This is a genomic window from Acinetobacter sp. YH12241, assembly GCF_013417535.1.
Classification (GTDB): domain Bacteria; phylum Pseudomonadota; class Gammaproteobacteria; order Pseudomonadales; family Moraxellaceae; genus Acinetobacter.
This window is the reverse complement of record NZ_VPDQ01000017.1, coordinates 19,923-32,735: the sequence shown is the minus strand read 5'-3', so window position 1 is coordinate 32,735 and position 12,813 is coordinate 19,923. Positions and strand designations below refer to the sequence as shown.

General features: G+C 43.7%; 11 protein-coding genes. 4 read left to right on the top strand and 7 right to left on the bottom strand.

What is annotated here, in order from left to right:
* Window positions 1-4: 4 nt before the first annotated feature.
* From FTV18_RS10545 to FTV18_RS10530, 4 genes are all read right to left on the bottom strand, one after another.
* Window positions 5-358, bottom strand: coding sequence for a hypothetical protein (locus tag FTV18_RS10545; RefSeq protein WP_034705429.1), 354 nt, complete (start codon window positions 356-358; stop codon window positions 5-7).
* A gap of 162 nt (window positions 359-520) precedes the next feature.
* Complete coding sequence (locus tag FTV18_RS10540; protein ID WP_180018445.1) at window positions 521-2,653, bottom strand: 3-hydroxyacyl-CoA dehydrogenase NAD-binding domain-containing protein; 2,133 nt, start codon at window positions 2,651-2,653, stop codon at window positions 521-523.
* Window positions 2,654-2,663: 10 nt separating this feature from the next.
* Complete coding sequence (locus tag FTV18_RS10535) at window positions 2,664-3,869, bottom strand: acetyl-CoA C-acetyltransferase (RefSeq protein WP_180012187.1); 1,206 nt, start codon at window positions 3,867-3,869, stop codon at window positions 2,664-2,666.
* 224 nt (window positions 3,870-4,093) lie between these two features.
* On the bottom strand, window positions 4,094-5,104 hold the full coding sequence (locus tag FTV18_RS10530; RefSeq protein ID WP_004785199.1) for an AraC family transcriptional regulator: 1,011 nt from the start codon (window positions 5,102-5,104) through the stop codon (window positions 4,094-4,096).
* 213 nt (window positions 5,105-5,317) lie between these two features.
* Between FTV18_RS10530 and FTV18_RS10525 the strand changes: the two genes are divergently transcribed.
* The 3 genes from FTV18_RS10525 to FTV18_RS10515 all read left to right on the top strand — a co-directional run bounded on the left by FTV18_RS10525 (window position 5,318) and on the right by FTV18_RS10515 (window position 8,790).
* Entirely contained in the window at window positions 5,318-6,442 is a 1,125-nt protein-coding gene (locus FTV18_RS10525) for a CaiB/BaiF CoA-transferase family protein (RefSeq protein ID WP_180012183.1), read from the top strand.
* 226 nt (window positions 6,443-6,668) lie between these two features.
* Complete coding sequence (locus tag FTV18_RS10520) at window positions 6,669-8,312, top strand: nitrite/sulfite reductase (RefSeq protein WP_159123674.1); 1,644 nt, start codon at window positions 6,669-6,671, stop codon at window positions 8,310-8,312.
* Window positions 8,305-8,790 carry a DUF934 domain-containing protein gene (locus FTV18_RS10515; RefSeq protein WP_179993198.1) on the top strand — a complete coding sequence of 162 codons (486 nt, stop codon included), beginning with the start codon at window positions 8,305-8,307 and terminating at the stop codon, window positions 8,788-8,790. Before FTV18_RS10520 ends, FTV18_RS10515 begins: the two co-directional genes overlap by 8 nt.
* A gap of 52 nt (window positions 8,791-8,842) precedes the next feature.
* On the opposite strand, the gene FTV18_RS10510 is transcribed toward FTV18_RS10515, so the two are convergent.
* From FTV18_RS10510 to FTV18_RS10500, 3 genes are all read right to left on the bottom strand, one after another.
* Window positions 8,843-9,298 carry a VOC family protein gene (locus FTV18_RS10510; RefSeq protein WP_179993197.1) on the bottom strand — a complete coding sequence of 152 codons (456 nt, stop codon included), beginning with the start codon at window positions 9,296-9,298 and terminating at the stop codon, window positions 8,843-8,845.
* 186 nt (window positions 9,299-9,484) lie between these two features.
* Window positions 9,485-10,660, bottom strand: coding sequence for an acetyl-CoA C-acyltransferase (locus FTV18_RS10505; protein ID WP_180018447.1), 1,176 nt, complete (start codon window positions 10,658-10,660; stop codon window positions 9,485-9,487).
* A 112-nt stretch (window positions 10,661-10,772) separates the two neighbouring features.
* Window positions 10,773-11,294: a GspH/FimT family pseudopilin gene (locus FTV18_RS10500; protein WP_179993195.1), complete on the bottom strand. Its 522-nt coding sequence runs from the start codon at window positions 11,292-11,294 to the stop codon at window positions 10,773-10,775.
* Window positions 11,295-11,669: 375 nt separating this feature from the next.
* Here FTV18_RS10500 and omp38 point away from each other — a divergent pair, with 375 nt between their 5' ends.
* Window positions 11,670-12,725 carry an outer membrane protein Omp38 gene (gene omp38 / locus FTV18_RS10495; protein ID WP_180003860.1) on the top strand — a complete coding sequence of 352 codons (1,056 nt, stop codon included), beginning with the start codon at window positions 11,670-11,672 and terminating at the stop codon, window positions 12,723-12,725.
* The last annotated feature ends 88 nt before the right edge of the window (window positions 12,726-12,813 follow it).

The following is a 12,813-nucleotide window of genomic DNA, read 5'->3' as shown; positions in this document are numbered from 1 at the left end:
CTGCTTAGTGGCCATGAGTGGTATTTTCGTCATGGCTAGCATTGTCCATCTGTGCATGTTCTTCAGCAGACATATTGTGCTCTTCCACGCTCGTCTCATGAGTCTGATGAGATGAAGAGGTCGCCTGACGAGCTTCACGGTCAGCCTGTGCTTTGGCTAAAGCTTCTGGAGACATCGCAGGTGCATTCTTAAATGCATGCTGCTGGGTATTTTCTTTCTTTTGCTGGCTTGGCATGTAGTCTGGTTCATTACTGACCGCAAGCCAGAAAAACAACATGAATAATCCACCTAAAATACAGAAGATAATCAGTGCTTTCCAACCCCAAGGTGATTTTTCAGGTGAACTGTGATCAGTCATATGCATGTACCCATCGTGGATGTCTAACTCATGTAACTTTATAACATAAATTGCCTGGAAAGCAGATCAAAATGTGTCATTTAGAGAGAATATCAAACTTAGAAATTCTATAGCGTTGAAATAAAAAAAGAGGAGCTAAGCTCCTCTTTTTAGACTCAGGTTTTAAAAACGCTGGCCTTCAGCAACTTTCTGTTTGAGTAACTGTGGCGCTTTGAAACGTTCGCCATATTTACGTTCCAAGATTTCAGTACGATTCAAGGCCTTGGTTAAACCATACTGGTTCAAGAACTGCACAGCACCTCCCGTCCAGGCGGCAAAACCAATTCCAAAGATTGACCCGATATTCGCATCGACCACTGACTCCAGCACACCTTCTTCCAGACAGCGCACAGTATCGAGGGCTTGAACAAACAGGAAGCGGTCTATCATTTCCTGTTCAGAAATATCCACTTCTTTATACCAATGCTCCAAGCCAGACCATAGCTGCTTTTTGCCCCCTTCAGGATAGTCATAAAAACCTGCACCAGCAGCTTTGCCTTTACGGTTAAACTCATGAATCATGGTTTGAATCACGGCATCCGCATCGGTGCTTGGACGTTCTTTGCCTTGTGTAGCCAGAGCCTTACGGCTTTCTGCAGCTACATGCTCAGAAAGCGTCAGAGAGACTTCATCCCGAATAGCAAGTGGTCCGACTGGCATACCGGCTTTCAGCGCAGCCATTTCAATACGAGCTGGATGCACACCTTCGGCAAGCAAACGTAATCCTTCCTGTACAAAGGTGCCAAAGACACGGCTAGTAAAGAAGCCACGGCTGTCATTCACTACAATCGGTAGCTTGCCAATCTGCTGCACATAGTCAAATGCCTTGGCCAGTGTTTCTGCTGAAGTATTTTTCCCCTTAATGATCTCGACCAGTTGCATTTTGTCGACTGGGCTAAAGAAATGCAGACCGATAAAATTTGCCTGATTCTGAGAGGCTTGAGCTAGGTCACTGATGGGTAGAGTTGAGGTATTGGATGCCATTACACCGTTGGCTGATAAATATTGCTCTGCTTCCTGAGTAACTTTGGCTTTGAGTTCCTGATTTTCAAATACTGCTTCAATAATCAGGTCACAACCTGCTAAATCTGCCATGCTCGCAGTAGCATGGATCAGAGCTAAAATCTGGTCACGTTTTTCGGCTGTTAAGCGGCCTTGAGCCACTTTTTTATCCAGTAATTTCTGGCTATACGCTTTGCCTTTTTCCGCAGCTTCGAACGAAATATCCTTCAGCACCACCTGAATGCCTTTACTGGCAGTGACATAGGCAATACCAGCACCCATCATGCCTGCACCCAAAATACCTACTTTAGTGGCTTTCCATGGCGTAAAGTCTTTAGGACGGCTGGCACCCGACTTGATGGCATTCATGCCATGCCAGAATGTACCGATCATGTTCTTGGAAATCTGGCCGGTAGCGAGATAGGTGAAATAACGCGACTCAATTCTTAGCGCAGTATCGACATCAACCTGAGCACCTTCAACCGCAGCGGAGAGAATAGATTCTGGTGCTGGATAACAACCCTTGGTTTTATCACGCAACATCGCAGGAGCAATGGCCAGCATCTGTGCAACGGCAGGCGAAGAAGGAGAGCCTCCCGGAATTTTGTAGCCTTTTACATCGAAAGGCTGTTGAGATTGCGGATGTTGTTTAATCCAGGCTATAGATTTATCTAGTAACTCATCCAGTGAGTCGGCTGTGTCATGCACCAGTCCCAAAGACTTGGCTTTCTCTACACCGAACTGTTTGCCTTCCATCAGCAAAGGTAAGGCATTTTGCAGGCCTAGCAGACGAACCATGCGGACAATACCGCCACCGCCTGGCAGCAAGCCTAAAGTGACTTCAGGTAAACCAAACTTGGTTTTGGCATCATTCAGCGCAATACGATGATGGGCACATAAAGCAATTTCCCAACCACCGCCTAAGGCTGTACCATTTAAAGCTGCCACTACTGGAATACCACGCGTTTCGATATAACGCAGTTTGGCTTTCATGTCTTCAATCATATTGAAGAATTCGGTGGCATGTTCAGGCGTCGCCTGAATTAACTCATCTAGATCACCGCCAGCAAAGAATGTTTTTTTTGCTGATCGGAAAATAATCCCGGCGATCTGTTCATCTGCTTGTAACTGGGCAACGACTTCTTCCAGAGTCGCGCGAAAGTCGGCATTCATGGTATTGGCGGACTGGTTCGGAGAATCAAAGGTCAGAATGACAATGTGATCTTCAGTTTTTTGATATTGAATTGCGCTCATGCTGATCTCCTTATACCAACTCAATAATGGTTGCGATGCCCATACCACCACCCACACACAGGGTAGCCAGTCCACGTTTCTTACCTTGACGTTCCAGTTCATCCAGTAAAGTGCCTAGAATCATGGCGCCGGTCGCACCGAGTGGATGTCCCATGGCAATGGCACCACCATTAACATTGACTTTGGCAGGATCAACTTTCATTTCATTGATAAAGCGCATCATCACAGCAGCGAAAGCTTCATTGACTTCAAACAGATCGATGTCATCAATGGTGAGTCCAGCTTTGGCTAAAGCCTTACGTGCAGCCGGGGCAGGGCCGGTCAGCATAATGGTTGGATCGGCACCAACCAGTGCCGTTGCCAGTACTTTGGCGCGTGGCTTGAGATTTTGCTGTTGCACTGCCTGTTCGGAGGCAAGTAATACGACTGCTGCACCATCCACAATGCCTGAAGAATTACCCGCATGGTGTACATGGTTTACAGAGCCTACTTCCGGATATTTCTGTAGAGCGATGGCATCAAAGCCTATCTGGCCCATCGTTGCAAAACTTGGCTTTAATGCACTTAAGCCTTCTGCAGTTGTTGTCGGTTTAATGAATTCATCTTTGTCTAGAATCACGACGCCAGCTTTATCTTTCACTGGAATAATAGATTTATCAAAATAACCATTCGCTTGGGCTGCTGCCGCTTTCTTTTGTGATTGCTCGGCGAATTGATCTACATCTGCACGACTATAACCATCAATGGTCGCGATCAGGTCAGCCCCTATGCCTTGTGGAATAAAATCGCAAGCCATATTGGTTTCAGGATCTAATGCCCACGGGCCGCCATCAGAACCCATCGGAACGCGAGACATGGATTCAACACCACCCGCAACGACCAGATCTTCCCAGCCTGAACGAACTTTTTGTGCTGCCAGATTTACAGCTTCCAGACCCGAAGCACAGAAACGGTTGATCTGAACGCCAGCCACATCATTGTCCCAGCCTGCGGCAATTGCAGCAGTTTTGGCAATGTCTGCACCCTGATCACCGATTGGAGTCACACAGCCCAGCACAATATCATCCACCTGAGATGTATCCAGGTTATGGCGTTCTTTCAGTTCATTTAAGAGCGTAGTCAGTAAACTAATTGGTTTAACTTCATGTAATGATCCGTCTTTTTTTCCCTTTCCGCGTGGCGTGCGAATGGCATCAATAATATAGGCCTCGCTCATACAATATCCTTTTCTTGCTTTACTGAAATTGTTCTAATGCTTCGAGTGTAATGATTAAATCTTGAAGTGCAATGACGAGAACGGACCAGATCATTTGAACAATTTGGTCAGTCTTGATGGATTAAAAAGCGGGCATAAAAAAGCCCAAGTCTGGAGCTTGGGCTAGGGGCTTGTAGCGCTTAATAAACGATACTTTTCAAGTATACATTTTTAGAGCAAGGTTTTTAATGGTAACCGTGTAACTGACGGTATAGGCCTGGTGTTACCCCTGTCCATTTTTTGAAAGCACGGTGGAAAGTGCTGGTTTCACTAAAGCCCACCTGTTGTGCCACGTCTTCCAACGTTAAATCCGGATTCAATAACAGGTGAATCGCAGCATCGCGACGTAGCGCATCTTTCACGCCCTGATAGCTCTTGCCTTCGGCAGCAAGACGGCGACGCAGGGTTTGTGGGGATAGATAGAGCATCGATGCAACATCGTTTAAGGTCGGCATTTCTTCACCGATCTGGCTCTTCAATACATCCCGGATCCGCGAAGTCAGCGAGTTGGTATTTTTAAATTTAACTAGAAGTTGAGCAGGTGCTGCTTTCAGGAATTCTTCCAGAGTTTCTTCATTCTGGCGAATTGGCAAATCCAGATAATCTGCTGCAAAGGTAATTTCAGTACGCGGCATATCGAACTGCATCACAGGTGCAAAGAACAGCGCATCGTATTCATCTGCATGCGCAGGGCGAGGGTAGCTGAAATGTACACGTTCCAGCGGCAGACGACGTTCAATTAACCACGATGCCAGACCATGCCAGATCATCAACATACTTTCAGTAATAAAGTGTTCCGGATCCATCGAATTTGGGATCAGGGGAACGAGGCGCGCTTCATGCTTGTCACGTTCCAGGGTTACAGACCAATCATCACCAAAGAGTTTGTAGAATTGAGAAGAAAGCTCGAGTGCATCGCCCAGTGTTTTGGCATGGATGATCAACTGGCACATAATCGCGAAAGTGCCCAGACGACGCGGCTGTTTGTCAAAACCGACATGTTCGTCCTGGGTCACCATCCAGAGCATCTTGATAAAACGGGTATATTGTTCAGGCGAAATACGGGCCTTGGGCTGATGCAGAAGCTCGGCTTCAATCCCAACGTGAGACAATAAAGTATCGACATCCATGCCCAGGCGCTTAACGCCGTATAAGGCTGCATTGACGAAATGGATACTGATCGTATCACGACTCATGTTTAATCCTTCAGTCTCTTTAATGTTCACTAATATTTGACCTAAATGACAAAAAATAAAAAATCAATGGCAATTTACAAGAATCCAATTACCATTTTCTTACATGTTAAATTGCCGAAACTATCAAGGTAAATGGCTGAACATGACATTGTTTTTGGGCATTTATGTTCTTATGATGAGACAAAAAGCGATATAAATAGAGTAATAACTCCAATGTCATATGCATTAAAAGGTTTGAAAATATTAGATTTTTCTACATTATTGCCCGGTCCATTTGCCACATTATATCTTGCAGACATGGGTGCAGAAGTTGTGCATATTGAATCACCCACACGTCCTGATCTGGTGCGTTTAATGCCACCTTTTGCACATGGACAGGCCACAATGCATAATTATCTGAACCGAAACAAACATTCTGTCGCACTGGATTTAAAGAATCCCGAACATATTGAACAGATTAAATCCCGAATTGCAGATTATGACATTATTGTAGAACAATTTCGTCCAGGTGTGATGCAACGGCTTGGTCTGGATTATCCAACGCTCAGTGCGCTCAACCCACGCTTAATTTATTGCTCGATTACCGGTTATGGCCAAACGGGTCTATATAAAGATCGGGCAGGGCATGACATTAACTATTTGGCTTTATCTGGGATTGCTGGACATAGTGGCCGGATTGAAAGCGGCCCACCGGCAATGGGAATCCAGATTGCTGATGTCGCGGGCGGTTCTATGCATGCACTGGTTGCCATTCTGGCAGCGGTGATTGAGCGGCAGAGCAGTGGTCAGGGACAATATATTGATATTTCCATGACCGATTGCGCGGCGACATTAAATAATATGGCAGCTTCTGCTAGTCTGGCGGGTAATCAGCATCAGCAGATAGAATCAGGTTACTTAAATGGTGGTACCTTTTATGACTATTATCAAACTCAGGATAATCGCTATCTATCAATAGGCAGTCTGGAGCCTCAATTCATGCAAGGTCTGGCACAATTGCTGGATTTGCCGATTCTTCTGGAAAAAGGTGCTTCTTTTGCACCTGAAGATCATGCTTTAGTGAAACAGGCGATTCGCGATAAAATCATTGTCCAACCTCTATCTCACTGGCAAGCCTTATTTTCTCAGGCAGATTTCTGTGTCGAACCTGTATTGAAGCTTGATGAAGCCCTGCATTCTGAGCTGGCGCAGCAACGCGAATGGGTGGTGCAGGTGCCAGTTAAAGCTGATCAGCGGGAGCAAACCGAAGCTCAACTGGCTTGCCCGATCAAGTTTTCAAGATCAACTATGCGATATCAATTTATTGGTCAGGCTTTAGGCGAAACCAAAGAGTGGTAATTGAGCGACTTTCTCATTTTGGTTTATGAAAAAAACTGCTAAAGATTTAAAAAATAAATCATTCACGTTAAAAATCAGAAGAAGCTGATCTAAAGCTTTATATCATTGAAAGTTTGCTAGGCTTATCAATAAAATCGCTATGAAATATGTATAAAAAGCATTTTATTGATAGATTCAATGTCGTTATCCTTGCCGACGATATAATAGAAACTACTAGCTGTACGCCATGTATTTATATACTGATTTCGATCAGCAACTGATTAATGAACGTGTTGCACAGTTCCGTGACCAGACGGAACGTTATTTAGCGGGCAAATTGACGGAAGATGAATACCGTCCGCTCCGCCTTCAAAATGGTCTTTATGTACAACGTTATGCGCCTATGTTGCGTATTGCGGTACCTTATGGCCTGATGAATTCTAAACAACTTCGTAAAGTGGCTGATCTGGCGAAAGAGTATGATCGTGGCTATGCACACGTTTCAACCCGTCAGAATATCCAGTTTAACTGGCCTGCACTAGAAAACGTGCCTGATATGCTGGCTGAACTGGCAACCGTGCAAATGCATGCGATCCAGACTTCAGGGAACTGTATCCGTAATACTACCACTGACCAGTATGCAGGTGTGGTGGCAGGTGAAATTGCAGATCCACGTCCGACCTGTGAATTGATCCGTCAATGGTCAACTTTCCACCCGGAATTTGCTTTCCTGCCACGTAAGTTCAAGATTGCGGTATCTGCGCTGGAAGAGATTGACCGTGCAGCAACTTCATTCCACGATATCGGTGTCTATATCGTAAAAAATGAAGCTGGAGAAATCGGTTATAAAATTAAAGTCGGTGGTGGCTTGGGCCGTACGCCAGTAATTGGTAGTTTTATTCGTGACTTCCTACCACGTGAAGACCTGATTGCTTATCTTGAAGCAGTACTACGTGTCTATAACCTGCACGGCCGTCGCGACAACAAATATAAGGCGCGTATCAAAATCTTGGTAAAAGCTCTGACGCCTGAAGTCTTTGCTGAGAAAGTTGAAGCCGAATTTGCACATACTGTTAAAACGTTGAAGATTGATGCTGAAACGCTGGCGAGAATGGATGAAAACTTTACTCCATTTGATTACCAAGATTATGCAGATGAAGACTTCACAGAGCTGTTTGCTCAGTATCCGAAGTTTAAGCAATGGTTCAACATCAATACCAATGCACATAAAGTGAAAGGTTATCGTATTGTCACGATTTCACTGAAACGTGCAGGCATTGCACCGGGTGATGTGACCACTGAGGAAATGAACCTGATTGCAGATCTTGCAGACAAGTACACCTTCGGTGAACTGCGTACGACTCATGAGCAAAATATTGCGCTGGTAGATGTACCACAAAAAGACCTGTTCGAATTGTGGCAGACGCTGGATCAGCATAACCTGGCACGTGCGCATATCGGTTTCTTGACTGACATTATCTGCTGCCCAGGTGGTGACTTCTGCTCACTAGCGAATGCGAAATCCATTCCAATTTCTGAAGCGATTTCACGCCGTTTTGATGATCTGGATACCATTTACAACTTGGGTAAACTGGACCTGAACATTTCAGGTTGTATGAATGCCTGTGGTCATCACCATGTAGGTAACATCGGAATACTGGGTGTAGATAAAAAAGGCGCTGAATTCTATCAGATCACTTTAGGTGGTAATGCGGATCATGATGCCTCTATTGGTGACATTCTTGGGCCATCATTTGCTGCAGAAGTGGTGCCGGATATCGTAGAAGAAATTCTGAATACTTATCTTGACTTGCGTCAGGATGGTGAAGAGTTTATCGATACTTATCGTCGTGTCGGCATTCAACCATTCAAGGAGCGCGCATATGCTTAATACCGCACTACAAGTGCTCTCTAAAGATGGCACAATTGCAGATAACACTTACCAGCTAATTGGTGAAGATGGTATATTGCCACAGGGTGATGTAGTTCTGACTGTAGAGCAGTTAGACCAGATTGCCAATATTTCTGGTAAAAAAGCATTGTACTTAACGGTTGATGCTTCACCTGAAACCAATGAATTTCCGCTTGAGCAACTTGATGCGATTTTTATTGAGTTTGCAGGTTTTAATGATGGCCGTGGTTATTCATTTGCTGCATTGCTTCGCCGTCAAGGTTTCCAGGGTGAGCTGCGTGCGACTGGTGATGTGTTCAAAGATGTCTTGAACTACATGAAGCGTTCTGGTTTCGATACTTTTGTCATTAAAGAAGGTAAAGATATTCAGGAAGCAGCTGCAGGTTTGGGTGATTTTACCAATCCTTACCAAGCTTCTACAGCAGTACCGACGCCGAATTATCAAACTGGGGCTTAATTCACCTTCAACTAAAAAAGCCTCCATCTGGAGGCTTTTTTGTATTTAAATCTTAGGGTGCACGTTCTTCAAGTAGGCAGTTAATCATCCATTGCACTCCGAATTGATCCGTAAAGGCACTATAAAGCGCACCCCAAAAGGTTTTTTCTAAAGGCATTTCGATTTGACCATTCACCGATAAAGCTTCATAGAGTCGTTTGGCTTCATCCTGTTCATTGGCACTTAAAATAATCGCAATATAGTGATTAGTACCCTTACTAAATGCTGGTGTATTTTCAGTACAGAGTTTGTCATTGATATCAGAGCCCATGAGCTCTGTGTATTCATTAATTGGAAGTGAGATATGCAAAATCAGATTTTTTTCTTCATCTGATAAATCAATTCCTTGCTGTCCAGGCGTATCTCCATAACGGGTTAGACTGGAAAATTCGCCACCAAATACCGAACGATAAAAGGTAAAGGCAGCTTCGGTTTCACCCTGGAAATTGAGATAGTGATTAAGTCGCATGCAGGATTCCTTTTCTTATTCTGAATCCCTTTAATTTACGCCCTGAATTGAATCTGATTGATAAAGAAGCTTTATGAAAATGTAATTAAAAGAATTTACTTTATGGATAGATAATAAAAAAATGAAATATTTATAAAATAAAAAGAGGGCTATAAAAGCCCTCTCTACGAATTGATTATAAAAGAATTAGATCAGTTCGATTGCGACCGCAGTTGCTTCACCACCGCCAATACATAGCGCAGCGATACCACGTTTACCGCCTGTACGTTTCAATGCATGAATCAAGGTCAGGATAATACGTGAACCTGTAGAACCAACCGGGTGACCGAGCGCACATGCACCACCATTGATGTTGACTTTTTCAGGATCAAGCTTGAACTCATCCATTGGGCACATGGTGACCATAGCAAACGCTTCATTGATTTCCCAAAGGTCAACTTCCTCAGCTTTCCAGCCAGTTTTATCCAGAACTTTCTGAATCGCACCCACTGGCGCAATCGTGAATTCAGATGGATGCTGGGAGTTTGAAGCATAAGCAATGATTTTAGCCAAAGGCGCTAAACCTTTAGCTGCTGCATTGTCGCTTGAAGTCAGCACAAGGGCAGAGGCACCATCTGAAATTGAGCTGGCATTTGCTGCCGTAATTGTCCCGTCTTTTGCAAAAGCAGGACGAAGAGTTGGAATCTTATCAATATTGGCATTGAAAGGTTGTTCGTCCTTATCAACTACGACATCACCTTTACGGGTGGAAACAGTGACTGGCACGATTTCATCAGCGAAGTAACCTTCATTGACTGCAGTTTGAGCACGTTTCAGTGAACGGATCGCAAACTCATCCATCTGTTCACGGGTATAGCCTTTTGTATTCGCCATATCTTGAGCAAATGAGCCCATCAGGCGACCAGTTTCGGCATCTTCCAGGCCATCCAGGAACATATGGTCCTTGATTTCACCATGACCCATACGGAAACCGCCACGCGCTTTTGGCAATACATATGGCGCATTGGTCATGGATTCCATCCCACCTGCAACCACATAAGTTGCAGAACCTGCCTTAATCATATCTGCCGCTTGCATAACTGCTTTCATGCCTGAACCACATAATTTGTTGATGGTGACGGCACCTGTAGAATCAGGCAGACCCGCTTTACGCATCGCTTGACGAGCAGGACCTTGTTTTAAACCTGCCGGGAGTACACAACCCATAATGACTTCTTCAATATCGGTTGGCTGCAAGCCTGAACGAGCAATCGCTTCTTTGATGGTGACAGCACCTAGTTCAGGTGCAGTAACGCTAGCCAAGCTGCCTTGAAAGCCGCCCATTGCTGTACGTGCGCCATTGACAATTACGATGTCAGTCATTGTTATATCTCCCTATAAGTTTTGATCATTTTTTCTCGAACCTAAGCAGTATATTGAAAAAAGTACAGGATTAAAGTCCTAATCTGGATAAATCATAGACTCTAGGGTTTTATTAACAGGAGGCCAGATGTTCGATTCGGATATGTCCCATTTTATTCAAGACAATACGTTGCTGAGATGCAAGGTGAGTAGAACAATAATAAAAGCTGCCATTCGATCCAATTGGTAAAGCCGTCTGGGCTTGATAAGTTACGTTCGGCATACTTAAAGCACCTCGCCAACTCAAGTTACCGTATTTAAGATTAAGTTGTTCAATGTGTAAAATTTGTTCGTCATTGTCGACTTGACGATTACGGTTTTTATCAATAAATACCAGCAAATTTTTATTCCATTGGTTTGCTTGGCAGGTTAATGAATCTTGACTGGGACAAATCACAATATTCTGGTGAAACACAGCTGCCTGGCTGCGTGCATAACGATTGGTTGCTGTAAGTTTCATCGGAATATTTTTGGCTTCCTGCTTGGATAAATAATCATGAAAGTAAGGCAAGGCAATTGTGACCACAATTGCGATAAGGGCAATACAGATAATTAACTCAACAATAGTGAACGCTCTTGTTATCTTTTTATACATAGAGTTACCTGATTTATATATTATTTTTATTTGAAACATGCTATTAATTGTGCGTTTTTTATGCTTAATTGAGCGAGTAAGAAATGCCTTACTCAAAATTCAAAAAGGCGCTTAAAAATAAATTGGCAATGACAATAGGCGATTCACAACAAAAAATTGAGTAAAAAATTACTGAATTACAACGGAAATTGTAAGTAATTTTGTCAATAATTTACTTGATTAGATTAATCAAGCACTTGGAAAAATAATAAAGTGTTTGTATGATGCGCAGTGAATAGCTTAAAAATAACACTGGGGTAAAAAAAGCCTATCTCAGAATGGCCTATTAGAAGGCTTGAGCTTGAACAACAATTGTTATCTCTGGAGGATAAATCCATGAAAATGAGTCGTATTGCTTTAGCAATGCTTGTAGCTGCTCCTTTTGCTGCTGCAAACGCAGGCGTAACTGTTACTCCATTAATGTTAGGTTATACTTGGCAAGACACCCAACACAACAATGGCGGTAATGACGGTGAGTTATTAATTCCATCTCAAGGTGAAATGCAAGACGATTTATTCGTTGGTGCTGCGATTGGTGTTGAATTAACTCCATGGTTAGGTTTCGAAGCTGAATATAGCCAGGTTAAAGGCGATGTAGATTATGCAGCTCCTGGTGCAGAATACAAAGGCCAGAACATCGCAGGTAACTTCTATGCAACTTCTGATGTGTTCACTGGCAACTATGACAGCAAAATCAAGCCATATGCATTGTTAGGTGCTGGTCACTACAAATATGAATTTGATGGTGTAGATCGCGGTACTCGTGGTGATGAAGAAGAAGGTACACTAGGTAATGCTGGTATCGGTGCATTCTGGCACATCAACGATGCTTTAGCGCTACGTACTGAAGCTCGTGGTACTTACCACTTTGACGAAAAATTCTGGAACTATACAGCACTTGCTGGTCTTAACGTAGTTCTAGGTGGCCGTTTGAAACCAGCTGCTGACGTTGTAGAAGTTGCTCCAGTTGAGCCAGTAGCTCCAGTAGCTCCAGCTCCACAAGAGTTGACTGAAGACCTGAACATGGAACTTCGCGTGTTCTTTGATACGAATAAATCAAACATCAAAGACCAATACAAACCAGAAATCGCGAAAGTTGCTGAGAAGCTAGTTGAATATCCAAACGCAACTGCTCGTATCGAAGGTCACACAGACAGCACTGGTCCACGTGCATTGAACGAACGTTTATCTCTAGCTCGTGCTAACTCTGTTAAATCTGCACTTGTTAACGAATACAACGTAGATGCATCTCGTTTGTCTACTCAAGGTTTCGCTTGGGATCAACCGATTGCTGACAACAACACTAAAGAAGGTCGTGCTATGAACCGTCGTGTATTCGCGACAATCACTGGTAGCCGTACTGTTCTAGCTGAACAACCAGCTGCTCAATAATTCGTTATTGAACAGTGATTAAAAAAAGCGACTCAAAGAGTCGCTTTTTTTATGGCTGTTTTTTGCATACACTTGCTGCTCGAAACTG

Coding starts and splice junctions, on each gene's coding strand:
- FTV18_RS10535 (WP_180012187.1), bottom strand. CDS start 3,869: ATGAGCGAGGCCTATATTATTGATGCCATTCGCACGCCACGCGGAAAG.
- FTV18_RS10500 (WP_179993195.1), bottom strand. CDS start 11,294: ATGTATAAAAAGATAACAAGAGCGTTCACTATTGTTGAGTTAATTATC.
- FTV18_RS10520 (WP_159123674.1), top strand. CDS start 6,669: ATGTATTTATATACTGATTTCGATCAGCAACTGATTAATGAACGTGTT.
- omp38 (WP_180003860.1), top strand. CDS start 11,670: ATGAAAATGAGTCGTATTGCTTTAGCAATGCTTGTAGCTGCTCCTTTT.
- FTV18_RS10505 (WP_180018447.1), bottom strand. CDS start 10,660: ATGACTGACATCGTAATTGTCAATGGCGCACGTACAGCAATGGGCGGC.
- FTV18_RS10540 (WP_180018445.1), bottom strand. CDS start 2,653: ATGAGCGCAATTCAATATCAAAAAACTGAAGATCACATTGTCATTCTG.
- FTV18_RS10525 (WP_180012183.1), top strand. CDS start 5,318: ATGTCATATGCATTAAAAGGTTTGAAAATATTAGATTTTTCTACATTA.
- FTV18_RS10545 (WP_034705429.1), bottom strand. CDS start 358: ATGACTGATCACAGTTCACCTGAAAAATCACCTTGGGGTTGGAAAGCA.
- FTV18_RS10510 (WP_179993197.1), bottom strand. CDS start 9,298: ATGCGACTTAATCACTATCTCAATTTCCAGGGTGAAACCGAAGCTGCC.
- FTV18_RS10530 (WP_004785199.1), bottom strand. CDS start 5,104: ATGAGTCGTGATACGATCAGTATCCATTTCGTCAATGCAGCCTTATAC.
- FTV18_RS10515 (WP_179993198.1), top strand. CDS start 8,305: ATGCTTAATACCGCACTACAAGTGCTCTCTAAAGATGGCACAATTGCA.